The organism is Streptomyces sp. NPDC014006, assembly GCF_043088925.1.
Taxonomy (GTDB): domain Bacteria; phylum Actinomycetota; class Actinomycetes; order Streptomycetales; family Streptomycetaceae; genus Streptomyces.
This window is the reverse complement of record NZ_JBICAJ010000002.1, coordinates 331,302-353,643: the sequence shown is the minus strand read 5'-3', so window position 1 is coordinate 353,643 and position 22,342 is coordinate 331,302. Positions and strand designations below refer to the sequence as shown.

Annotated in this window: 21 protein-coding genes, 1 tRNA gene and 1 pseudogene; 15 read left to right on the top strand and 8 right to left on the bottom strand. The window is 74.8% G+C overall.

The genetic code is table 11. The annotated features are described in order from the left end of the window. The first annotated feature begins 219 nt into the window (after positions 1-219). From ACF1GV_RS08095 to ACF1GV_RS08075, 5 genes are all read left to right on the top strand, one after another. A tRNA-Leu gene (locus tag ACF1GV_RS08095) sits at positions 220-307 on the top strand. A gap of 209 nt (positions 308-516) precedes the next feature. Beyond that, the gene (locus ACF1GV_RS08090) at positions 517-1,212 is read left to right on the top strand and encodes a DNA polymerase beta superfamily protein (protein WP_391679098.1); all 696 of its coding nucleotides are present in this window, start codon (positions 517-519) and stop codon (positions 1,210-1,212) included. 313 nt (positions 1,213-1,525) lie between these two features. Then, on the top strand, positions 1,526-3,574 hold the full coding sequence (gene fusA / locus ACF1GV_RS08085; RefSeq protein ID WP_391679096.1) for an elongation factor G: 2,049 nt from the start codon (positions 1,526-1,528) through the stop codon (positions 3,572-3,574). A 303-nt stretch (positions 3,575-3,877) separates the two neighbouring features. Next, on the top strand, positions 3,878-4,276 hold the full coding sequence (locus tag ACF1GV_RS08080) for a hypothetical protein (RefSeq protein ID WP_363261823.1): 399 nt from the start codon (positions 3,878-3,880) through the stop codon (positions 4,274-4,276). 44 nt (positions 4,277-4,320) lie between these two features. Beyond that, positions 4,321-5,415 carry an ADP-ribosylglycohydrolase family protein gene (locus tag ACF1GV_RS08075; protein ID WP_391679094.1) on the top strand — a complete coding sequence of 365 codons (1,095 nt, stop codon included), beginning with the start codon at positions 4,321-4,323 and terminating at the stop codon, positions 5,413-5,415. Between the two features lie 101 nt (positions 5,416-5,516). Here ACF1GV_RS08075 and ACF1GV_RS08070 read toward each other — a convergent pair whose 3' ends face one another. Continuing rightward, positions 5,517-6,284, bottom strand: coding sequence for a CDP-alcohol phosphatidyltransferase family protein (locus ACF1GV_RS08070; protein ID WP_391679091.1), 768 nt, complete (start codon positions 6,282-6,284; stop codon positions 5,517-5,519). Between the two features lie 107 nt (positions 6,285-6,391). Between ACF1GV_RS08070 and ACF1GV_RS08065 the strand changes: the two genes are divergently transcribed. The 5 genes and pseudogenes from ACF1GV_RS08065 to ACF1GV_RS08045 form a co-directional block, all read left to right on the top strand. Next, positions 6,392-7,375 (top strand): zinc-binding alcohol dehydrogenase, encoded by a 984-nt coding sequence (locus ACF1GV_RS08065; RefSeq protein WP_391679089.1) that lies wholly within the window; start codon positions 6,392-6,394, stop codon positions 7,373-7,375. 116 nt (positions 7,376-7,491) lie between these two features. Next, positions 7,492-7,890 (top strand): 6-carboxytetrahydropterin synthase, encoded by a 399-nt coding sequence (locus ACF1GV_RS08060; RefSeq protein WP_363261819.1) that lies wholly within the window; start codon positions 7,492-7,494, stop codon positions 7,888-7,890. Then, positions 7,887-9,068, top strand: coding sequence for a glycosyltransferase family 4 protein (locus ACF1GV_RS08055; protein ID WP_391679087.1), 1,182 nt, complete (start codon positions 7,887-7,889; stop codon positions 9,066-9,068). The genes ACF1GV_RS08060 and ACF1GV_RS08055 overlap by 4 nt, the downstream gene beginning before the upstream one ends. Further along, positions 9,065-10,105: a methyltransferase domain-containing protein gene (locus ACF1GV_RS08050; RefSeq protein ID WP_391679085.1), complete on the top strand. Its 1,041-nt coding sequence runs from the start codon at positions 9,065-9,067 to the stop codon at positions 10,103-10,105. Before ACF1GV_RS08055 ends, ACF1GV_RS08050 begins: the two co-directional genes overlap by 4 nt. Beyond that, a pseudogene (locus ACF1GV_RS08045) lies at positions 10,102-11,391 on the top strand (lysylphosphatidylglycerol synthase transmembrane domain-containing protein); the annotation flags it as partial. The gene ACF1GV_RS08050 and the pseudogene ACF1GV_RS08045, both read left to right, overlap by 4 nt. A gap of 101 nt (positions 11,392-11,492) precedes the next feature. Here ACF1GV_RS08045 and ACF1GV_RS08040 read toward each other — a convergent pair. Further along, positions 11,493-12,275, bottom strand: a complete 783-nt coding sequence (locus tag ACF1GV_RS08040; protein WP_363261816.1) for a creatininase family protein — start codon at positions 12,273-12,275, stop codon at positions 11,493-11,495. A 39-nt stretch (positions 12,276-12,314) separates the two neighbouring features. On the opposite strand from ACF1GV_RS08040, the gene ribA reads away from it, so the two are divergent. After that, entirely contained in the window at positions 12,315-12,986 is a 672-nt protein-coding gene (gene ribA, locus ACF1GV_RS08035) for a GTP cyclohydrolase II (RefSeq protein ID WP_391679084.1), read from the top strand. A 12-nt stretch (positions 12,987-12,998) separates the two neighbouring features. On the opposite strand, the gene ACF1GV_RS08030 is transcribed toward ribA, so the two are convergent. The 3 genes from ACF1GV_RS08030 to ACF1GV_RS08020 form a co-directional block, all read right to left on the bottom strand. Continuing rightward, positions 12,999-14,228, bottom strand: coding sequence for a serine hydrolase domain-containing protein (locus tag ACF1GV_RS08030; RefSeq protein WP_391679081.1), 1,230 nt, complete (start codon positions 14,226-14,228; stop codon positions 12,999-13,001). A 62-nt stretch (positions 14,229-14,290) separates the two neighbouring features. Then, complete coding sequence (locus ACF1GV_RS08025; RefSeq protein ID WP_391679080.1) at positions 14,291-15,688, bottom strand: MFS transporter; 1,398 nt, start codon at positions 15,686-15,688, stop codon at positions 14,291-14,293. Beyond that, positions 15,685-16,263 carry a TetR/AcrR family transcriptional regulator gene (locus tag ACF1GV_RS08020; RefSeq protein ID WP_391679079.1) on the bottom strand — a complete coding sequence of 193 codons (579 nt, stop codon included), beginning with the start codon at positions 16,261-16,263 and terminating at the stop codon, positions 15,685-15,687. Before ACF1GV_RS08020 ends, ACF1GV_RS08025 begins: the two co-directional genes overlap by 4 nt. A gap of 77 nt (positions 16,264-16,340) precedes the next feature. On the opposite strand from ACF1GV_RS08020, the gene ACF1GV_RS08015 reads away from it, so the two are divergent. Next, positions 16,341-16,790 carry a PPOX class F420-dependent oxidoreductase gene (locus ACF1GV_RS08015; protein WP_391679077.1) on the top strand — a complete coding sequence of 150 codons (450 nt, stop codon included), beginning with the start codon at positions 16,341-16,343 and terminating at the stop codon, positions 16,788-16,790. A gap of 13 nt (positions 16,791-16,803) precedes the next feature. Here the strand turns inward: ACF1GV_RS08015 and ACF1GV_RS08010 are convergent, their stop codons facing one another. Beyond that, entirely contained in the window at positions 16,804-17,688 is an 885-nt protein-coding gene (locus ACF1GV_RS08010) for an NAD(P)-dependent oxidoreductase (protein WP_391679075.1), read from the bottom strand. A 126-nt stretch (positions 17,689-17,814) separates the two neighbouring features. Between ACF1GV_RS08010 and ACF1GV_RS08005 the strand changes: the two genes are divergently transcribed. Then, positions 17,815-18,408, top strand: a complete 594-nt coding sequence (locus ACF1GV_RS08005) for a TetR/AcrR family transcriptional regulator (protein WP_391679074.1) — start codon at positions 17,815-17,817, stop codon at positions 18,406-18,408. A 71-nt stretch (positions 18,409-18,479) separates the two neighbouring features. Here the strand turns inward: ACF1GV_RS08005 and ACF1GV_RS08000 are convergent, their stop codons facing one another. Both ACF1GV_RS08000 and ACF1GV_RS07995 read right to left on the bottom strand, forming a co-directional pair. Continuing rightward, a complete protein-coding gene (locus tag ACF1GV_RS08000) occupies positions 18,480-19,670 on the bottom strand; it encodes an MFS transporter (protein WP_391679071.1) in 1,191 nt (396 codons plus the stop codon). A 102-nt stretch (positions 19,671-19,772) separates the two neighbouring features. Then, positions 19,773-20,774 carry a helix-turn-helix domain-containing protein gene (locus ACF1GV_RS07995; RefSeq protein ID WP_391679069.1) on the bottom strand — a complete coding sequence of 334 codons (1,002 nt, stop codon included), beginning with the start codon at positions 20,772-20,774 and terminating at the stop codon, positions 19,773-19,775. 99 nt (positions 20,775-20,873) lie between these two features. Between ACF1GV_RS07995 and ACF1GV_RS07990 the strand changes: the two genes are divergently transcribed. After that, the gene (locus ACF1GV_RS07990) at positions 20,874-21,902 is read left to right on the top strand and encodes a saccharopine dehydrogenase family protein (protein ID WP_391679068.1); all 1,029 of its coding nucleotides are present in this window, start codon (positions 20,874-20,876) and stop codon (positions 21,900-21,902) included. Positions 21,903-21,992: 90 nt separating this feature from the next. After that, complete coding sequence (locus ACF1GV_RS07985) at positions 21,993-22,331, top strand: extradiol dioxygenase (RefSeq protein ID WP_363261805.1); 339 nt, start codon at positions 21,993-21,995, stop codon at positions 22,329-22,331. Positions 22,332-22,342: the final 11 nt, after the last annotated feature.

The window sequence follows — 22,342 nt, the reverse complement described above, 5'->3', positions numbered from 1 at the left end:
GAGGAGGGGCCTCCCCCGTGTCGCGGGCAGGCCCCTCCTCGGCGGCCGGGCGCCGGGGAGCGGTTCCCGCGCCCCGGTCGCGTCACGGCCCGAGCACGCCACGTGACACCCCGCCGCACCTGCCCGAGGTCACGGATACGCAGGTGAAACGCACTGCGAAACCTTGGTATGGTTGTCCTCGTCGCCGCGGGGAAGCTCCCGCCGAGCGACAGACACCTTGTCCGGGTGGCGGAATGGCAGACGCGCTAGCTTGAGGTGCTAGTGCCCTTTATCGGGCGTGGGGGTTCAAGTCCCCCCTCGGACACCAGTGAGGCCCCTGCATCGCAGGGGTCTTTTTTCTTGAGCGGTCACGCCGGCAGCGTCCGGTCCTCTCTCCGCCCCACCGGGCCGGTCGCGCCAGGTGTCGCGGCGGGCACGCACCGTGACCGGCAGGACCTCCGCGCGATCGGAAAATGCGAGGCCGGTGAACGGTTGTGCGAGGCATGATGGCGGACCGCACCACCACCGGGGGGACCTGTGAGCGAGAGATACGTCCTGCTGTCCGGCATCGTCGGCTCGACCGCGTACGGTCTGGCCCGCGAGGGCTCCGACATCGACCGGCTCGGCCTGTTCGCCGCCCCCACCGAGGAACTGCACGGCCTGCGGCAGCCCCAGGACTCCTACGTCTCCACCGCACCGGACCGCACCCTGCACGAGGCGGCCAAGTGGTGCCGGCTGGCCCTGGGCGGCAACCCGACCGTCATGGAGCTGGTGTGGCTGCCGGACGAGCTGTACGAGGTGCGCACCCCGCTCGGCGACGAACTCATCGCCCTGCGCACCTCCCTGCTCAGCGCCCGACGGGTCCGCGACGCCTATCTCGGCTACGCCACCCAGCAGTTCCGCAAGCTCGTCAACCGGTCCGAGGGCACCGCCCCGCCCGCGCGGGTCGCCAAGCACGCCCGGCACCTGCGGCGGCTGTGCGTGCAGGGCTTCGAGCTGTACGCGACCGGCGCGCTGACCGTCCGCGTCGACGACCCCGATGCCTACCACGCCTTCGGTGAGCGGGTCGCCGCCGACCCGTCGGCCGCGGAGCCGCTGCTGCGGCACTACGAGGACGCCTTCGCGACCACGCCCAGCGCCCTGCCCGAGCGGCCCGACGAGTCGGCGGCCGACGCCTGGCTGCGCCGGGTACGCGCCCACTTCTACAAGCCCGCGGAGTCCACGGGTAGCTGACGGTAAATCGGATGCCTGGCCCACACCCGTCTCCCTAGACTCGGCACACATCGCGCGCCGCACGCCCTGTGCGGCGCGCCGCCACGGCCTATGACGAGCGAGAGGAGCAGGCCATGCGTGACCGCACCGCTGCCGCCGCTTCCCGCGCCCGTTACGAGGTGATCCTCGTGTCTCGTGCCGTCCGGTGCCCGCTGCGCGGCCGGCACCGGAAGCCCGCGACGCGAATCTGACGATCTGACGTTCCGTCAACTCTCTGCGTCGTGGGGGAATCGCGCTGCTCTTGCACCGCATCCCACCGAAAGGCAACAGGGCCGTGCGCACCGCACTCGACCGTCACCTCACCCACCCGCTCACCGCCGTCCGCAACCTGGGCATCCTCGCCCACGTCGACGCCGGCAAGACCACCGTCACCGAGCGGATCCTGTACGCCACCGGCACCACGCACAAACGCGGCGAGGTGCACGACGGCACCACCGTCACCGACTTCGACCCGCAGGAACGCGACCGCGGCATCACCATCTTCGCCGCGGCCGTCAGCTGTGCCTGGGACGGCCACCGCGTCAATCTGATCGACACCCCCGGCCACGTCGACTTCGCCGACGAGGTCGAGCGCTCGCTGCGGGTGCTGGACGGCGCGGTCGCCGTGTTCGACGCGGTGGCGGGTGTCGAGCCGCAGAGCGAGTCCGTGTGGCGGCAGGCCGACCGGCACGGCGTGCCCAGGATCGCGTTCGTCAACAAGATGGACCGCGCGGGCGCCGACCTGGACGCGGCCGTGGCGTCCATCCGCGCGCGGCTGCACCCCACGCCGCTGGTGGTGCAGCTGCCGCTCGGTGCGGAGGACGCCTTCACCGGAGTCGTCGACCTGGTCCGAATGCGCGCCCTGACCTGGCCCGACGGCGGCGAATCGGTCAACGAGGGACCGGTTCCGGACGCGGTCCTCGACGAGGCCCGGCGGCGGCGCCGGACGCTGGAGGAGGCCGTGGCGGAGCGGCACCCGGCGGCGCTGGAGGAGTTCTGCGACCGGGAGACCCTCTCGGCACGGACGCTCTCCACCGCCCTGCGGGACCTGACCATCAGCGGTGACGGCGTGGTTGTGCTGTGCGGCTCCGCCTACCGCAACCGGGGTATCGAGCCGCTGCTGGACGCCGTGGTCGCCTACCTGCCCTCGCCGGCCGACCGGCGGCCGGTCCGGGGCACGCAGGACGGCCAGGAGCGCCCCGCCGACCCCGCCGCCCCGTTCACCGCCCTGGCGTTCAAGGTCACCGCCACGGCGACCGGACGCCTCACCTACCTGCGCGTGTACGCCGGAACGCTGGAGAAGGGAGACACCGTGTGGGACGCCACAGCACGCCGCACCGAGCGCGTCGGCCGCATCCTGCGCGTCCAGGCCGACCGGCACGCGGCGGTCGAGCGGGCGGGCGCCGGCGACATCGTCGCCGTCGTCGGCCTGAAGACCGCCCGCGCGGGCACGACCCTGTGCGCGCCGGGCGCGCCCATCGTGCTCGAACCGCCGGGCGCGGCCGAACCCGTCGTCTCGGTGGCCGTGGAGGTCCGTCGCGGCACCGACACCGAACGGCTGTCGGCCGCGCTGGCCCGGCTGGTCGAGGAGGACCCGTCCCTGGTGGTCCGCACCGACCCCGAGACGGGCCAGACCGTGCTGTCCGGCATGGGCGAACTCCACCTCGAGGTCGCGGCGGAGAAGCTGCGCCGCGCGCACGGGCTGGAGATCACCACGGGCCGCCCGCGGGTCAGCCACCGCGAGACGGTCTCCCGCGGCGTGACCGGTGTCGTCTTCCGGCACGTCAAACAGGACGGCGGAGCGGGCCAGTTCGCGCACGTCGTGCTCGACGTCGAACCACTGCCGGGCGGACCGGGCACCACCGGCTTCGCGTTCGCGTCCACCGTGGTGGGCGGCCGGGTGCCGCAGGAGTACGTCCGCGCGGTCGAGGCCGGCTGCCGGGACGCGCTCGCCGAGGGCGGCCCGCTCGCCGGGCATCCGGTGACGGGCCTGAGGGTCACGCTCACCGACGGGTCCACGCATGTGAAGGACTCCTCGGAGATGGCCTTCCGCACCGCCGGCCGGCTCGGCCTGCGCGAGGCGCTGCGCGGCTGCGCCATGCTCCTGCTGGAGCCGGTCGCCGAGGTCACGGTGACCGTGCCCGAGGACGCGGTCGGTGCGGTCCTCGGCGACCTGGCCGCGCGCCGGGCCCGGGTCACCGGGTCGGACACCCGCGGCGGCGCGGCGGTGGTGACGGCGACGGTGCCGCTGGCCGAACTGTTCGGCTACGCCACCCGCTTGCGCAGCCGCACCCAGGGCCGCGGCACCTTCACGACCCGGCCGACGGGATACGCGCCGGCGTGACGCGCACGGCCGGCGGCCCTCCCCTTGGCCGGGGGAGGGCCGCCGACGGCCCGCCCGTCAAGGATGCGGCACGCATGGTGGGCGTACGGCTGTCCGGAGCGGTTGCACCGGCGGCCGTACGCTGCGGCCGTGGGCCGTGGGCCGTGGGCCGGTGGCCGTGCGTCGGCGGCCGAGGACCGGTGCCGAGGCCCCGGCCGATGTCCGGTCTTCGAAACCAAGTTCGCACCAGTGCCGTCCGCCTGGCACCATGGGGCGCTGCGTGCGCGCGGTCGCGGACCGGGCGTTCTGATCGAGGGGAGAGCCGTGGCGGACTGGATCTACATCCTCAATCCTCAACTGGACATGCTGGACGGTGAACCGACCGACCCGGAGACGATCCGGCAACTGGCCGAGGAGGACCCCGAACTGGATCTCTGGCTCAGCCGCCGTAACCGTATGAAGCCCGGGGACCGGCTCTGGTTCTTCTTCACCCACCCGGACGCGGCGGTCTGCGCCGTGGGCGAGGTCGACGAGGAACCCTGGCAGGACCCCGACGATCCCGAGGTCTCCTACCTCGTCGCCGCGACGCTGCTCACCGAGGCGACGAAGGCGCTGTCCCGTGACCCGGTGAGCCGCGAGCAGTTGGGGCTCGGGCAGGTGCGGTCGGTGCAGAAGGTGAAGCCGGAGGCCCTGCCCGTGCTGCTGGAGCGGGCCGGCCTCTGACGCCGCCGTCGGCTCTCCCCACGAAGAAAGAGAGGCGCGCCGCCTTGCCCCACGCCAAGGACCCCCAGAGGGAACTGTTCGCCCGGCAGTCCCGCGTACGCGGGCTGATGCTCGGCCTGGCGATCGGAGACACCCTGGGGGCGGCGCGGGGCAGGCTGCCCGCCGGCGGTCCGCTGCCCGCCGGCGTCAGCACCCAACTGGCCTGCTTCACGGCCGAGGGCATCATCCGCGCCCAGGTGCGCGTCCACCACAAGGGCATCTGCCACGCGCCCGGCGTGGTCCTGCACGCCTACAGCCGCTGGGCCCACCTGCAGGGCATCGCCCGCGAGACGATGCGGCGCCGCTGGAACCCGTACGACCACCAGCCCTGGCCGGACGGCTGGCTCGCGGGCGTGCCCGCGCTGGCCGAACGGCGGGGCAGCGCACCGGCGACGGTGACGGCCCTGTCCCGGATCGAGCAGGGCGAGCCGGGCATGGCCACCGCGAGCCGTGGCTGTCACGCGCTGACCCGGACGCTCCCGGTCGCGGCCACCGGCCCCGCGGGCATCGCCCAGGCCGCCGCGCTTGCCGCCCTCACGCACGGCGACCCGGCCGCGCAGAGCGCCACCGCGCATGCGGTCCACCTCGCCCGCCACTGCCTGACCCATACGCCGGTGCGGCCCGACGAGGCCGTACGGGAAGCCCTGCACACGGGTCTCACCGCCCTCCCGGCCGAGAACCGCCCGGTGACCGAGCAGGAGCACGCCCTGCTGACGGCGGCCCTGCGCCGCGCGGTCGACGAGCCGGCGCACCCCGGCCACCTGGCCGGCCTCGCCCCGGACCCCACCGCGCCCGCGGCCCTGCTCGGCGCCGTCTACGCGGCCGCATCCTTCCCCGCCCGCACCGACATCCGCGCCGCGCTCACCTTCGCCGCGGGCGCCCCGGACGGCGACTCGGTCGCGTGCGTGACCGGCGCGCTGCTCGGCGCCGTCCACGGGGTCGAGGCGCTGCCCACCGACCTGATCGCCCGTCACGAACTGGCCTGGGTCCTGGACACCCTGGCCCGCGACATGACCCTGGAACTCGACGACTCGCCCAGCGGCATGGAGTACGTACCGGCGTGGGACCCGCACTGGTGGGAGCGGTATCCGGGCTGGTGAGCCGGCGATGGGGAGGACGGCCTGGCTCGTGCCGGCCTGCGTACCCCTGGCGACGCTCGCCCTGCTGCCACGCCGGGTCTGAGCGACCGGACACATCGCGCTCAGCGGGCCGCGAGGTCCAGTTCCTCCGCGTGCACCGGGACCGTGTCCGGCACGCTGTGCGTGCTTCGCCACAGCCACACCACGTCCCGGCCGAAGGACCAGGTCAGCAGCCCCAGCGCCAGTAGTACCACCCCGGCGCCCGCCGGTTGCGGCAGCAGGGCGGAGGCTGCGAGCAGCAGGAGGATCCCCTGGAGGGCGGCCACCGTCTTGCGGGCGGTGCTCGGCGGGAGCGGGGCGGTCAGCCACGGCCACACGCGGGCCGCGGCGACGAACACGTAGCGCATCGCGCCGATCAGCAGCACCCACGGGCCGAAGTCCAGCGCCACGTACACGCTGAGCACCAGGATCAGGAACGCGTCGACCTCCATGTCGAAGCGCGCACCGAGCGCCGTCGTGGTGCCGGTGCGGCGGGCCACCTTGCCGTCCACGCCGTCCAGCAGCAGCGCCACCGCCGTCAGCGCGACGAACAGCGTCACCGGCGGCGCGCTCTCGAAGGAGTCCGCGACCAACGCGGTCACTCCGCCGACCAGAGTGGCGCGGCCGAGCGTGACACGGTTCGCGGGGCCGAAGGAGTCCAGACCGGAACGGTGCAGGGCCCGCGACAGCACCGCCCAGCTGGTGACGGCGAAGACGAGCCCGGTCAGCCACCCCACCGGCCCCAGACCTATCGCCGCGCCGAGCAGGCCCAGCAACACCAGCTGGACGCCTGCGCCCACCGCCGGCTCCTGCTGAACGGGCCTGGCTGCATACATGTCGTTCAGGGCCACCGAACACCCTCCGGCCGAGTGACAGAGTCGATCAACGCCGCGTACTGTGCGCGGCCTGTGCACATCCCGGTACGTGCACCGCCTTCCGATCGTTCAGGAGGATGCCGATGAGCCGTTCAGCACGCGCGTTCTGGCTTCGCTCGCCCGGGCACGGCGAGATCCGCGACGTCACTCTGCCGGACCCCGCGCCGGGGGAGGCCGTGGTGCGGACCCTGTTCAGCGGGGTCAGCCGCGGCACCGAGACCCTCGTCTTCCACGGCGGGGTGCCCGTCAGTCAGCACGCGGCGATGCGCGCGCCGTTCCAGGAGGGCGACTTCCCCGGCCCGGTGAAGTACGGCTACCTCAACGTCGGCGTGGTGGAGGAGGGGCCGCCGGAGCTGACCGGCCGTACCGTCTTCTGCCTGTACCCGCACCAGACGCGGTACGTCGTCCCCGCGGACGCCCTCACCGTCGTCCCCGAGAACGTGCCGGCCCACCGGGCCGTGCTGGCCGGCACCGTGGAGACCGCCGTGAACGCGCTGTGGGACGCCGCGCCGCTGGTCGGGGACCGGATCGCGGTGGTCGGCGGGGGCATGGTCGGCTGCTCGGTGGCCGCCCTGCTCGCCCGTTTCCCGGGCGTCCGCGTCCAGCTGGTGGACACCGACCCGGGCCGCGCCCGCACCGCCGAGGCGCTCGGCGTCGGCTTCGCCGCGCCCGCGGACGCGCTCGGCGGGTGCGACCTCGTCGTGCACGCCAGTGCCACCGAGCAGGGCCTCACCCGGGCGCTGGAACTCCTCGCCCCCGAGGGCACGGTCGTCGAACTGAGCTGGTACGGCGATCGCACGGTCCGTCTCCCGCTCGGTGAGGCCTTCCACTCCCGGCGCCTGACGATCCGCAGCAGCCAGGTCGGCACCGTCTCCCCGGCCCGTGCCTCCCGCTCCTACGGCGACCGGCTCGCGCTCGCCCTCGACCTGCTCGCCGATCCCGCCCTCGACGCCCTCGTCACCGGCGAGTCCGCTTTCGAGGAGCTGCCCGAGGCGCTGCCCCGGCTCGCGTCGGGGGAGGTGCCGGCGCTGTGCCACCGGATCCGGTATCCCGATCCGAGCGCCTGACCTGAGCGAAAAGGGTGAGGAGAGGCTGAACGCGGGGGAGACATGAGCCGTATTACTCGGCATCCCCGGCGGCCATCGGCCGGGGAACCGACGCGCCGCACCTGGAGGGTCGTCCGTTGTTCAGTGTCACCGTCCGCGATCACATCATGATCGCCCACAGCTTCAGCGGTGAGGTCTTCGGCCCCGCGCAGCGCCTGCACGGGGCGACGTTCCTGGTGGACGCCACCTTCCGGCGCGAGGAGCTGGACGACGACAACATCGTCGTCGACATCGGTCTGGCCACCCGCGAACTGGGCGCCGTCGTCGGCGAGTTGAACTACCGCAACCTCGACAACGAACCCGACTTCGCCGGGATCAACACCTCCACGGAGTTCCTGGCCAAGGTCATAGCGGACCGCCTCGCCGAGCGCATCCACAAGGGCGCGCTGGGCGAGGGCGCCCGGGGCATCGCCGGCCTCTCCGTCACCCTCCACGAGTCGCATGTGGCGTGGGCGAGTTACGAGCGTGCGCTGTGACCGGCACGACGACGCGGACGAAGCGGCTCGCCCACATACCCGCGCAGCCCGTATCCCCGACCGACGGCGGGATCATCCCCATGTCCCTGCGCACCGCGCACTTCGTGATGCCGGCCGGAGTCGACGACCCGGCCGCACCGAGCGGCGGCAACGCCTACGACCGGCGCGTGGGCCTGGACCTGCCCGGCTTCGGCTGGCAGCCGCACGCCCACCTGGTGGCCGGCGCCTGGCCCCGCCCTGACGCCGGCGCCCGCGCCGCACTGGACCGCACCCTGCGGGAGATACCCGACGGTTCGGTGGTCCTGCTGGACGGACTGGTCGCCTGCGGCGTCCCCGAGGTCGTCGTCCCGGCGGCGCGGCGGCTGTCCCTCGCCGTCCTCGTGCATCTCCCCCTCGGCGACGAGATTGGCCTCGACCCGGCCGTCGCCGCCGACCTGGACGCACGGGAGCGGGCGGTGCTGCGCGCCGTACCGACCGTGATCGCCACCAGCGCGTGGGCCGGACGCCGGCTCGTCGCCCACCACGGCCTCGCCCCGGACGCCGTGCACGTCGCCGCGCCCGGCGCCGACATAGCGCCCCTCGCGCCCGGCACCGACGGCGTCTCCCGCCTGCTGTGCGTCGCCGCCGTCACCCCGCGCAAGGGCCAGCACCGGCTGGTGGAGGCCCTGGCCGCGGTCGCCGGCCTGCCCTTCCACTGCGAACTCGTCGGCGGGGTCACCCAGGACCCGGCCTACGTCTCCCGCGTCCGCTCGGCGATCCGGTCGTACGGCCTCGACGACCGCGTCGCCCTCACCGGACCGCGCACCGCCGGAGCCCTCGACGCGTCCTACGCCACCGCCGACCTGATGGTCCTGGCCTCCGCCGGCGAGACCTACGGCATGGCGGTCACCGAGGCCCTGGCCCGCGGGGTCCCGGTGCTGGCCACCGACGTCGGCGGACTGCCCGAGGCGCTCGGCCGCGCCCCCGACGGCACCCGCCCCGGCCTCCTCGTCCCCCCGGACGACCCCGCCGCCCTCGCCACGGCCCTGCGCGCCTGGTTCGGCGACCCGGAGCTGCGCCGCCGCCTCAGGACGGCCGCGCGCGCCCGCCGGGCCGCCCTGAGCGGCTGGGGGACGACGGCCCAGCGCCTGGCCGCCGTCCTGGGCAGGCTCCCGGCCCCGTCGGGGAGGCCGTCATGACGCGGCCCACGGCCGCTGCGGACGGCCGCGTTCCGCGCGAGGAGCAGACGACTCCCGGTGCGCCCGCTCCGGCGGTGCGGCAGCTCGCTCAGGCCGCGCCGGCCCAGGCGGCCGGGGGCACGTCCGTGGTGATTCCGGGCGCCGGGCCGGTGACCCGGCGAGGGGAGCGGGAGACGGTACGGCTGCGGCCGGGTGCTCCCGAGGAACCGGCCCGGTACGCGCCCGAGTGGCTGCGGCTGCGGGAGCCGGCCGACGCGGCCGCGCGCGCCGCCGATCTGCTGGACCCGCTGCGCATCCGGCTCGCCAACCGGCCCGGACGCTCCGGCGGCCTGGTCGTGCACGACCTGGGATGCGGTACCGGCTCGATGGGCCGCTGGCTGGCGCCCCGGCTGGACGGCGCCCAGCACTGGGTGCTGCACGACCGCGACCCCTACCTGCTGCACTTCGCGGCGGCCGGCGCCCCGCGCGCCGCCGCCGACGGCAGCCGGGTCACCGTGGAGACCCGTCGCGGCGACGTCGCCCGGCTCACGCCGGACGCGCTGGCGGGTGCCGGCCTGGTCACCGCGTCCGCGCTGCTGGACGTGCTGACCCGCGACGAGATCGACGCCCTCGCCGCCGCGTGCGCGGGCGCCGGCTGTCCGGCGCTGCTCACGCTCTCCGTCGCCGGGCGCGTGGAGCTGACCCCGGGGGATCCACTGGACGCGGAGATCACGGCCGCCTTCAACGACCACCAGCGGCGCACCGGTCTGCTCGGCCCGGACGCGGTCACCGCGGCCTGCGAGGCGTTCGCCGCGTACGGCGCCACCGTGCGGGTCCGCCCGAGCGCCTGGCATCTGGGGTCCGCCGACCCCGAGCTGACGGCGCAGTGGCTGCGCGGCTGGGTCGGCGCCGCCCTGGAACAGCGGCCGGAGCTTGCCGAGCGCGCCGGGACCTATCTGGCGGCCCGGCTCGCGTCCCTGGCCGTGGGGGAGCTGCGCGCGATCGTCCACCACAGCGACCTGCTGGCCCTGGCCGCTCCGAGCGGCGGCACGTCATGAGGGCCGGAACGGGGCGCCCGGCCGCCGATCGCGTCGGGGCGACGTCCGCCACGGCGGCCGGTGTCCTGATGCCCGAGGCGGACACCGCGGGGCCCGTGACCGGGCGGATCGCCTCGACCGGTACCGGTCCCGCCGCTACGACGGCGCGCCGCCCGGGCACCGCAGTCCCGGCCCCGAGAGCGGCCGGATGGGCGGAGGGGAGCTGCCGCGACGAATCGGTCGGCTCGGAGACCCGGAACGGCCTCGACGACTCGGCCGGCCCGCGGACCCAAAACGTGCACGACAGCTCGGTCGGCTCCGGTACGGCGACCGGCCACGACGGCTCGGCCGACGCGCGCCCCGAGTCCGCCTCCGGCACAGGCGCGCCTCACCTCCGCCCGGCGGGCGGGACACCCGGCCCGCCGCCCCCGGGGCCCGGAACCGGACGTGCCGGTCACGCCGGGGCCGTCCGGGGTATGCCGACGCCCCCCACCGCCCGCCGGTCGGCCTCCCTCCGCCGGCACCTCGGCACCCTCGCCGGGGTGCTCATCCTCGGGCTGCTGGTCTGGCGGCTGGGGACCGGGGCGTTTCTCGACGGGCTGCGCAGGATCGACATGCCGACGCTGGCCGCGGCCGTCGGGATCGGCGGGATCACCACGGCGTGCAGTGCCTGGCGCTGGTCGCTCGTGGCCCGTGGGCTCGGCATCCGGCTTCCCTTCCGCACCGCTCTCGCCGGTTACTACCGCGCGCTGTTCCTCAACGCCGCCCTGCCCGGCGGTGTCCTCGGCGACGTGCACCGCGCGGTGCGGCACGGGCGCAGCGCCGGTGACATGGGACGAGGCGTGCGCGCGGTGGTCCTGGAACGCACCGCCGGGCAGGTCGTGCTGACCGTGGCCGGGCTGCTGGTGCTGCTCGTCGCGCCCTCCCCGGTCCGCGGCGACGTACGGCACGCCGTCCCGCTCGCCGCGCTCGCCGCCGTCGGAGCGCTGGCCGTGGTCCTCGCCGTCCGCATGAACCGCGCACCGGGGGCGCCCGCCCGGCACACGCGTGCGCTGCGGGCGGTGCTGGCGGAGGCCCGCGAGGGGCTGCTGTCCCGGCGCAACGGGCCGGGTGTGCTGCTGTCCTCGGCCGTCGTGCTCGCCGGACACCTGGCGACGTTCGCCCTCGCCGCCCGGGCCGCCGCGCCCGGCGCCTCCGTCGTCGCGCTGCTGCCGCTCGCCGTACTGGCCCTGCTCGCGATGGGACTGCCGCTGAACGTCGGCGGGTTCGGGCCGCGGGAGGGCGTGACCGCGTGGGCGTTCGGTGCCGCCGGGCTCGGCGCGGGCACCGGGCTGGCGGTCGCGGTGGTCTACGGCGTGCTGTGTTTCGCGGCCGCCCTGCCGGGCGCGCTGGCGTTGCCCGCCCGCGGCTACTCCTCGGCGGCTCCCGTGAGCAGTGCGAAGTATGCGCCGAAGGAGTCCGCGAGGCTCGCCAGCAGCTCTCCGCCCTTGTCCGCCGAGCCCAGGGAGGGACGGCCGATGACACCGGAAGCCGTATAGGCGGACATGCCCACGGTGAGCAGATGACGGCGGTCGTCGGCGACGACGTCGGCGGACTCGTAACCGGGCCGGACGAATTCGGGGTGAGCGTGCAGCAGAACGGACGTCTCGATCTCTCCCGCGTGCATGTCGGTGAGCAGCGATGTGGCCACCCCCGCCCGCACGCGGGCCGCCTCCCAGTCCTCCGCGGCCGGGAAGAGCGCCATGCGTTCGCCGCGCGCGGAGGCCTCCTGGACGACGTTGCCGAGCACGTAGTTGCCGCCGTGCCCGTTGACGACGACCAGGGCCTCGACGCCCGAGCGGCGCAGCGAGGCGGCGATGTCCCTCACCACCGCGTGCAGCGTCACCGCGGAGATGCTGACGGTGCCCGGCCAGCCGGCGTGCTCGTGCGAACAGGAGATCGTCACCGGCGGCAGGAGCTGCACCGGGTACGCGGCGGCGATCTCCCGGGCGATCGCACAGGCGACGAGGGTGTCCGTCGCCAGCGGAAGGTACGGGCCGTGCTGTTCGTGGCTGCCGACGGGAAGGACGGCGACCCGTGCTGAACCGTCCGCCGCCCGCGCCCGTACGTCTTCCGTGGTGTCCGCGGGCAGCAGACCGTGACCCGCCGGCACCGGACCGTCTCCCGCTGTCACCGAGCCCGAACCACTCATGTTTTCACGGCCTTTCGTACGGAGCTGAGGAATCAGATCATGACAGAGAACAGCACGGCGCCCCTCGGCGTCCTCGGCGAGAAGCAGGACCGGCGCACGGGTGTGGAACGCGTCGTGAGCGCCCCGCTGCCGACGGTGTACGGAATGTTCCAGGCGATCGGTTTCCTGGACCACGACCGCGGCGAGGAGCAGGTCGCGCTCGTGCACGGAGACCTCGGCACCGAGAACGTCCTGACCCGGCTGCACTCGGAGTGCCTCACCGGTGACGCGTTCGGCTCCCGGCACTGCGAGTGCGGCGACCAGCTGGCCGCGGCACTGCGCGCGGTCGTCGCCGAGGGCAGCGGCGTCGTGCTGTATCTGCGGGGCCACGAGGGCCGGGGCATCGGACTGCTGGCCAAGCTGCGGGCGATGGCGTTGCAGGCGGAGGGCCTGGACACCGTGGAGGCGAACCTGGCGCTGGGGCTGCCGGTGGACGCCCGCGACTACGGCGTGGCCGCCGCGATGCTGCGCGACCTGGGCGTGGACTCCGTGCGGCTGATGTCCAACAACCCCCTCAAGCGCGAGGCGTTGGTACGGCACGGCGTCGGCGTGGCCGAGCAGGTGCCGCTGCTGATCCCGCCGTGCGAGAACAACATCACCTATCTGCGCACCAAGCGGGAGCGGATGGACCACCATCTGCCGCACCTGGACGCGGTGGCCCACTGGTCGTGAGCCGGTCCCGACTCAGTCGGTGACCGCCTCGTGGACGAGCCGTCTGAGCTCCGGGAACAGCCGCAGCGAGCGCCCCGGCCGCAGCTGGGTCAGGAACTGCACGGTCAGCTCCCGGCCCGGGTCCACCCAGAACGTCGTCGTCGCCACCCCGCTCCAGCCGTAGGTGCCGGACCCGGCCGGTGCCAGGGTGCGGGCGGGGTCGACGACGACGGAGACGCCGAGGCCGAAACCGACGCCGTCGTTGCCGCGCTCGTCGTGGGCCGGGCGGCTGCCGAAGGACCTCAGGTCGGCGCCGCCCGGCAGCTGGTTGCGGGTCATCTCCGCCACCGTGTGCGGCGCGAGGAGGCGTACGCCGTCGAGTTCCCCGCGGCGGCGCAGCATCTCCATGAAGCGGTGCCAGTCGGGCGCGGACGTCACCAGGCCGCCGCTGCCGGACAGGAACCGGGGCCGTCCGCGCACCGGCAGCCCGGGGATCGGCGTGATACCGCCGTCGTCCGCGTCGCCGTACAACTCGGCCAGCCGCCCCGCCTGTTCTTCGCTCACCTGGAAGCCGGTGCCGGTCATGCCGAGCGGGCGGAAGATCCGCTCGGTGAAGAACGTATCGAGCGGCTGCCCGGAGACCACCTCGATCACCCGGCCGAGCACGTTGGAGGCCACCGAGTAGTTCCACTGGGTGCCCGGGTCGAACTGCAACGGCAGGCTCGCGTACAGCTCGATCGTCTCCGCGAGGTCGGAGCCCGGCCGCACCGACGACTCCAGGCCCGCCGCCCGGTACAGGGCGTCCACCGGGTGGGTGTGGTAGAAGCCGAAGGTCAGACCGGCGGTGTGGGTCATCAGATGCCGGATGAGCAGGGGCCCGGCGGCCGGCCGGGTCCGCACGTCCGTCCCCTCGCCGCCCACGTACACGCGCGGCGCGGCGAACGCGGGCAGATACCGCTCGAGTGGGTCGTCGAGCGCCAGCCGGCCCTCCTCGACGAGCAGCAGCGCGGCGACCGCGGTGACCGGCTTGGTCATGGAGTAGATCCGCCACAGCGTGTCCGGCTCGACCGGCGCCTTGGCGGCGATGTCGCGCAGGCCGTGGCAGGTGAGGTGCGCGACGCGCCCGCCGCGTGCGACGCAGACGAGGAACCCGGGCAGCCGGCCCTCCTCGACGAGGCGGACGACATGCCGGTCGAGCCGGTCCAGCGCCGTCGCGTCCAGCCCGGCCTCACCCGGCTCGACCTCTTGTCGCAGCATCGCCATCGCGTGTCCTTCGTCGCCGCGGGCCCCTCCACCGGCATACCCCACCCGCGAGCCGTCAGACGTCACCGCCGCACGGAAGCGGCGGGACGCGTTCCGGTCGCCTTCGCCTTCGCCTCCGCCTCCGCCCCCGCTGCCCCTGGCTCTGTGTCCCGCCCCGGCAGGCCCCGCGCCGCCACCGCGGCGACCGCCGCCACCGCGGCCAGGGCGAACAGCGGCGCCCGCGATCCGGCCAGGCCCCACAGGGTGGTCGCGGTGGCCACGCCCAGGACCGGGCCGAGGTTCAGCGCCGTCTGCTGCAGGCCGCCCGCCACCCCGGCCGACCGCGCGGCCGCCTGTCGTACGACGACGTGGGTGGCCGCCACCATCACCGTGCCGAAACCGGCGCCGAGCAGCGCGAACCCGGCACCGAAGACGAGCGGGCCGGTGGCGCGGGCGAGGACCAGCAGTCCCAGCGCGAGCGCCGCCAGCGCGGCAGCGGTCGTGCGGCGGGCACCGGCCCGGCCCAGCGCGACGGTGCAGCCGGGCGCGGCCAGGATCATCAGCGCGGCCAGCGGCAGGGCGGTCAGCGCGCAGTGCAGCGGATCCAGGCCGAGGTCGCGCTGGAGGACGTAGACGCAGGTGAACAGGGCGCCCTGGAGGGCCGCCGACGCGGCCACCAGCATGCCCAGCGCGGCGCCCACGCCCGCCGCGCCGACCGCGTCGGCGGGCACCAGCGGGTCGGCGGTATGACGCTCATGGCGGACGAAGGCCAGTGCCGCCCCCGCGGCCCCCGCGGCTTCCAGCGCGCGGGCCGGCGTCCACCCGGACGCCGGGAGCGCGACGAGGGCGTGCACCGAACCGGCCAGGCAGAGCGCGAGCAGCACGGCGCCGGGCAGGTCGGGGCGGGGCGCCGGGTGCTCTCGGCGGGGCGCTCCCGGCTGCCCGCAGGCCAGGGCGAGCAGCCCGAACGCCGCAGCCGGTACGACGTTGACGAGGAACACGGCCCGCCAGCCCACCGCCGTCGTCAGCGCCCCGCCGAGCAGCGGTCCGGTCGCTGCCGCCAGGCCGATGGCCGCCGTGCGCGCGGCGAGCGGCCGGCGCAGCCGGTCCGGTGGGTAGGCGGCGCGCAGCATGCCGAGGGTGGCGGGCTGGAGCAGGGCCCCGAAGACGCCCTGGACGATCCGCAGCGCGACGACCCAGCCCACGCCGGGGGCCGCCGCGATCCCCGCCGAGGCCGCGCCGAAGCCGAGCATGCCGACGGCGAAGACGCGCCGGTGCCCGTACAGGTCGGCGATCCGCCCGGCGGCCACCAGCAGGCCGGCCACCGCGATGAGGTACCCGGTGGTGGTCCACTGCACCTGGCCGGCCGACGCGTGCAGGTCCGCGCCGAGGGCGGGCTGGGCGACGGTCAGGACCGTGCCGTCCAGGGCCACCACGACCGCACCCGCGATGCTGCACGTCAGGGCGGCCCACCGCTTCACCGGGTCCTCCCGGAGCCGAGGTGGGCGTCCAGCGCGCCGCGCAGCAGCACGGTGACGTCCTCGCTGCCGGTGGCGAGCTGAAGGCTGCCCCAGCGCCACAGCTGGGCGATGCCGTGCAGGTTCGCCCACAGTGCGGCCGCGACCGTGCGGGCGTCGGCGTCCGGCCGGGCCCGGCCCACCAGGTCCACGAGCACGCCGAACAGCGGCAGGCTGGTCTCCCGCAGCCCCAGACGACCGCTCTCCAGCAGGTCGTGACGGAACATCAGCTCGTACATGCCGGGGTTGTCCCGGGCGAACTCCAGGTACAGACGGGCGAGTTCCTCGACGCCGGCGCGTGGTGAGCCCGCGGTGTCCAGCGCCGCGACCCGGTCCGCCAGGTCGCCGAAGCCGCGGCGGGCGATGGCCGACAGCAGCTCCAGATGGGTGGGGAACCAGCGGCGCGGCGCCCCGTGCGAGACGCCGGCACGCCGGGCGATCTCCCGCAGGGTCAGTGCCTGGACGCCCTCATGGGCAACCAGGTCCACGCCGGCGTCGACGAGTCGGGTCCGTAGATCGGCCGGTTCGGCAGCAGTCATAGACAGTGTCTACCAGGCTGCCGTAGACACTGTCTACCGAGCGGGAATGGGCCGCGCCTCCCGCGAGTTGTCCCCACATGACTCATGACACGACACAGGACGCGCTGCTCGCCCTCCTCTCCGAGCAGCGAGGAGGGGTGCTGGTCACCCTCAAGCGCGACGGACGCCCGCAGCTGTCGAACGTCAGCCACCACTACGACCCCGACGAGCGGGTCGTCCGGATCTCGCTCACCGACGACCGCGCCAAGACGCGCAACCTGCGCCGGGACCCGCGCGCGTCGTACCACGTCACCAGCGCCGACCGCTGGGCCTACACGGTCGTCGAGGCGACGGCAGACCTGACGCCGGTGGCGCAGGACCCTCACGACGAGACCGTGGAGGAGCTGATCCGCCTCTACCGCGCCGTCGCGGGCGAGCACCCCGACTGGGACGACTACCGCGCCGCCATGGTCCGCGACCGCCGCCTGGTCCTGCGACTGCCGGTGGAGCGGGCGTACGGCATCCCCAAGGGCGCCAACGACGGCTGACGGCGCCGGCCGATCAGCTCTCGGCCGGAGTCTCCGTCCGCGCCTCGATCGCGCGCAGCACGGCGACCATGTCCGCGCCCCCGTGTCCGAGCGCCACCGTCTCCTCGAACAGCGTGTGGCAGGCGTCGATGAGGGGGGAGGCGAGCCCCCGGGCGCGGGCGGCCTCGGCGATCAGCCGGTTGTTCTTCAGGACGTCCAGCGCGGCCGCCTGCACCGCGAAGTCCCCGGCCAGCAGCTTGGGCGCCTTCATCCGGGACACCGCGCTGGCCATGGGCCCGGCGTCCAGGACGTCCAGGAACAGCTCGGGATCCAGCCCGTGCCGCCCGGCGAAGTGGAAGGCCTCCGTCAGCCCGGTCACCTGGGTGATCAGGAAGAGGTTCACCGACAGCTTCATCAGCAGCGCGTTCGGGGCGGCACCGCACACGAACGTCTGGTGGCACATCGGCGCCAGCAGCGGCCGTACGGCGGACACGGCCGCCTCCTCGCCGGCCAGCAGCGCCACCAGGCGGCCCTGCTCGGCCGGTACCCGCGATCCGGAGACGGGGGCCTCGGCGTAGCGGCCGCCCGCCGCGCGCACGTCCGCCTCCAGGGCGCGGGAGTACTCCGCGGACGTGGTGCCCATGTGGACGACGGTCCGACCGGCCACGCGCGCGGTGAACTCCTCGGTGTACCGGGCGAGTACGGCGTCGACGGCCCCCTCGTCGGCCAGCATCAGGAACACGGTGCCGGCCCCGGCGAACACCTCGCCGGCGTCCGCGGCCACCGTGGCGCCGGCCGCGCGCAGCGGCTCGGCGCGGGCCGGGGTGCGGTTCCACACGGTCAGCGGGATCCCGGCGGCGGCCAGGCGCAGGGCCATCGGCTGCCCCATGACGCCGAGACCGATGAAGCCGACATGCATGCGTCCACCCTCCTGCCCACTCGCTATGACAGTCGTCATAGTAGCGCTGCTCCATGACCGTCGTCATAGCCGGTCGTCCGGCCCTACCCTGGGCACAGGCTCGGCGACGGTGTCAGGAGGTCGGAGATGGCGGGGTCCGGACCGGGACCACGGGAGCGGATGGTCTTCAGCGCGGCCCAGCTCATCCGGCGCGACGGCGTGACCGCGACCGGGATGCGCGACGTCGCCGCGCACGCCGAGGCGCCCCGCGGCTCGCTCCAGCACTACTTCCCCGGCGGCAAGGAACAGCTCGTCAACGAGGCCGTCGGCTGGGCCGGCCGGTACGCCGCCCGGCGCGTGCCCCGCTTCCTCGCGCAGCTCGACGACCCCACGCCGAGCGGGCTGTTCGCGGCGATGGCCCGCCAGTGGATCGACGAGTACGAGAGCGGCGGCTTCGCCACGGGCTGCCCGGTCGCCGCCGCCACCGTCGACTGCTCGGCCGCCGGGCAGGCGACGCGCGAGGCGACGGCCGGGGCGTTCGCCACGTGGACCGGCGCGGTGGCCGAGGGGCTCACCGGTATGCGGGTGCCCGCGGACCGCGCCCGTTCCCTCGCCACCGTGATGATCAGCGCTCTCGAGGGGGCCATCCTCCTCGCCCGCAGCGAACGCGACACCCGCGCGCTCCACACGGTCGTCGAGGAACTGGGCCCCCTGCTGGACGCGGCGGCGGCGCCCCGGTAAGAGGCGCCCGGCCGCGAAGCGTCCGGTGTGCCGGGCGAGTCGAGGGCCGCCGGCGGGCGGGTGTCCGGCTGTCACCCGGCAGGGAAACCGTGCCGGCGCGCTCCCGCCACCACCGCCAGCACCGGCGCCATCAGCATCAGCACCGTCCAGGGGAAGGCGCCCGCCCCGAACCGGTCGAGCAGTACCCCGCCGAGCACCCCGCCGGCCGCCATCGCCGCGTTCCACAGCGTGACCAGCATCGCCTGCGCGGCGTCGGCACGCGGGCCGCCCGCCTCCGCCGCGGCGGTCTGCAGCAGCGTCGGCACACCGCCCCAGCCGAGGCCCCACAGCCCCGCCGCGACGTACACCAGCACCGGTACGTCCGCGAAGAGGCCCAGCACGGCCGCCGCCCCGGCGACCAGCAGGACGGCCGCCACACTGAGCGCGCGCAGCCGGCGGTCGATGCGGGCGCCGACGTACCAGATGCTCACCAGGGACGCCCCGCCGAACACCAGCAACACCGCGCCGGCCGAGCCGCCCATGCCGTACCGGTCGAGGAACGTGGCGATGTAGGCGTACAGCACGGTGTGCGCGAGCACGAAGACCAGCGTGACGAAGAGGACCGGCGCGACCCCGGGCACGGCCAGGGCGCGCAGCACCGGTTCACGTGCCGTCCGCTGCTGTCCGGGCCGGTCCGGCACCAGCAGCGCGATCCAGCCGAGCAGTCCGGCGGTCACCGCCGTCATCAGCGCGAACTCCCAGCGCCAGCCCAGCAGTTCACCCAGGTAGGTGCCCGCGGGTACACCGAGCGAGAGGGCCACGGGGATGCCGGTCATCACCACCGCGACCGCGCGGCCGCGCAGTTCGGCGGGGGCCAGGCCACGGGCGTATCCGGCGAGCAGGGCCCAGGCGAGTCCGGCCGCCACGCCGGCGACGAACCGGGCCACCATGGTGAGCGGGTAGTCCGCGGAGACGGCGGTCACCGTGTTGGCGACGGCGAAGCCGGCCATCGCGGTCAGCAGCAGCCGCTTGCGGCGCCAGGCGGAGGCGGCCGCCGCCAGCGGGATCGCGGTGAGGGCCGTCCCGACGGCGTAGACGGTCACCGCCTGTCCGGCCGCCGACTCGCCGACGCCGAGTCCGGCGCTCATCGCGGGCAGCAGTCCCGCGGGCAGGGTCTCGGTGAGGCTGGTGACGAAGACGGCGGTGGCCAGCGCGAGAAGGGCGGCCAGGGGAAGTCGGGGGCTGCGCACCCCTACGGCGGGTGACGTGGTGTCGGTCGTCATGCCCGCAGGGTCGACCCTGACACCGGTGTCAGGTTCAAGGGGCGCCGGTGCCGGATCGGTTCGGCGCAGGGCAGGCAGCGCCTTCGTCGCCCCCGGCAGGCATCAGCTGTCAGCGCACCGGACAGTGTGTGGCGGCGCCGACCCGGGGGAGCCGCTGCGGCGACGGAAGGTGCGGCGGTAGGTGTCCGGGGGCACGCCGACCCGGTGGCTGAAGTGCCGGCGCAGCGTTGTCGCGGTGCCCATGCCGGTGGCCGCCGCGATGGCGTCGACGGTGCCGTCGGTGGTCTCCAGCAGCTCCTGGGCGAGGCGGATCCGCTGGGTCAGCAGCCATTGCAGCGGAGTGGACCCCGTCAGTGACCGGAAGTGGCGGCTGAGGTGGCGTGAGCTCATCCGCGCCTTGCGGGCCAGGTCCTCGACGGTCAGCGGACGGTCCAGGTTCTGCAGCACCCAGGGCAGGAGGCCGGCGAGTGGATGATGGCCCGGCGCCGGGAACGGGGTGGTCACGAACTGAGCCTGACCACCGTCGCGGTGCGGCGGCACCACCAGGCGCCGGGCCACCGTGTTGGCGACCGACGAACCGTGGTCCAGGCGGACGAGGTGCAGGCAGAGGTCCAGCGCGGCGGCCTTGCCGGCGGAGGTGAGCACGCTGCCGTTGTCGACGTAGAGCACGTCGGGATCGACCTCGACCGCGGGATGGCGGGCGGCCAGCGCGGCCGTGTGCGCCCAGTGCGTGGTCGCGCGCCTGCCGTCCAGCAGTCCGGCCGCGGCCAGCACGAACGCCCCGGTGCACAGCGAGGCGACGCGCGCTCCCGCCGCGTGCGCCGCGCGCACCGCGTGCACGAGGTCGGCGGGCGGACTCACGTCGACGTCGGCCCACCCGGGGACGATCACCGTGTCCGCGTGGGCCAGCCGGTCCAGGCCGTGGTCGGGCTCCAGCAGGAAGCGGCCGACCCGTACGGCAGCCGGGCCGCAGACGGCCACGTCGTACCAGGGTCCGCGCACCGCGTCCGGAGCGGAGCCGAACACCTCGTACGCCACGGACAGTTCGAAGTGCAGCATGCCCTCGGTCACCGCCAGTGCGACCGTCCCCGCCCTCGGATTCATGTCCGGAATTGTACGGGTGGTGTCGTTCCCGACACTCACGGGCGTGCACCACGGACGACAGGATGAGCGCAGTCGATCGTTCAAGCGGAGGAGAGCGGCATGGCAGCGGGGCAGAGGGTGGCCGTGTACGGGGCGTACGGGCACACCGGACGGTTCGTAGTGGCGGAGTTGCTGGAACGCGGATTCGTCCCCGTCCTCTCCGGCCGCGACGCCGGGAAGCTGCGGGCGGCCGCCGGCCCGGGGCTCGATGTCCGGCCGGCGCCCGTCGACGACGCCGCCGCCCTCGACCGCGCCCTGGCCGGCGTGGCCGCCGTGGTCAACTGCGCCGGGCCGTTCGCCGTGACCGCCGCTCCCCTGATCGAGGCGGCTCTGCGGGCCGGGATTCCCTACGTGGACGTGGCGGCCGAGATCGAGGCCAACGCCGACACGTTCACGCACTTCACCGACCGCGCGCGGGCGGCGGGCGCGGTGATCGTCCCGGCGATGGCCTTCTACGGCGGCCTCGGCGACCTGCTGGCCACCGCGGCGATGGGCGACTGGACGGCGGCGGACGAGGCGCACATCGCGTACGGGCTGAATAGCTGGCACCCCACGGCCGGTACGCGGGCGGCGGGCGCGGTGTCCCGGCAGCGGCGGGGCAGCGCACGCATCGTGTACACGAACGGGCGGCTGGAACACCGTCATGACGAACCGCCGGCCCTGGAGTGGGCGTTCCCCGCCCCGACCGGTCCCCGCGCGGTCATCGGCGAGTTCACGATGGCGGACGTCATCACCCTCCCCAGCCACCTGTCCATCCCCGAGGTGCGCACCTACATGACGGTCGAGGCGGCCCGCGACGTGGTGGACCCGGACGCACCCGCCCCGGCGGCGACGGACGAGCGGGGGCGGTCGGCGCAGACCTTCCTCGTCGACGTCGTCGTACGCTCCGGCGGTCGTGAGCGGCGTGCCGTGGCGAGAGGGCGGGACATCTACGCCGTCACCGCGCCGCTCGCGGTGGAGGCGGTCGACCGCATCCTGACGGGACGGACCCGCGGGGCCGGTGTCGCCTCGGCCGGTGCGATCTTCGACGCGCAGGACTTCCTGCGCGCACTGTCCGCGCACGTCAGTGTCGACATCACGGGCGAGTGAGCCCGAGGGCGGCCGCAGGCGGAGGTGAGCGTGCTGTGCGGGCCGCGCGTCATCTGGCCGGTCCTCAAGGCAGGCGCTAGCCTCCCAGGGGTGATCAATGGGGCGCACGTGGTGCTGTACAGCCGGGACGCGGAGGCCGACCGGGCCTTTCTCCGGGACGTGCTGGGCTGGCCGCACGTCGACGCCGGCAACGGCTGGCTGATCTTCCGGATGCCGCCCGCGGAGGTGGCCTGCCACCCCGCGGACGGTGAGCCGTCGCACGAGCTGATGCTGATGTGCGACGACCTGACCGCGACCATCGCCGAACTCACCGCCAAGGGCGTCGACTTCAGCCCGGTGGTGCAGGCGCCCTGGGGGCGTCTGACCGGGTTCCGGCTGCCGGGCGGCGGCGAGATCGGACTGTACGAGCCACGGCACCCGCGCCCGTAGCGCGGCACCGG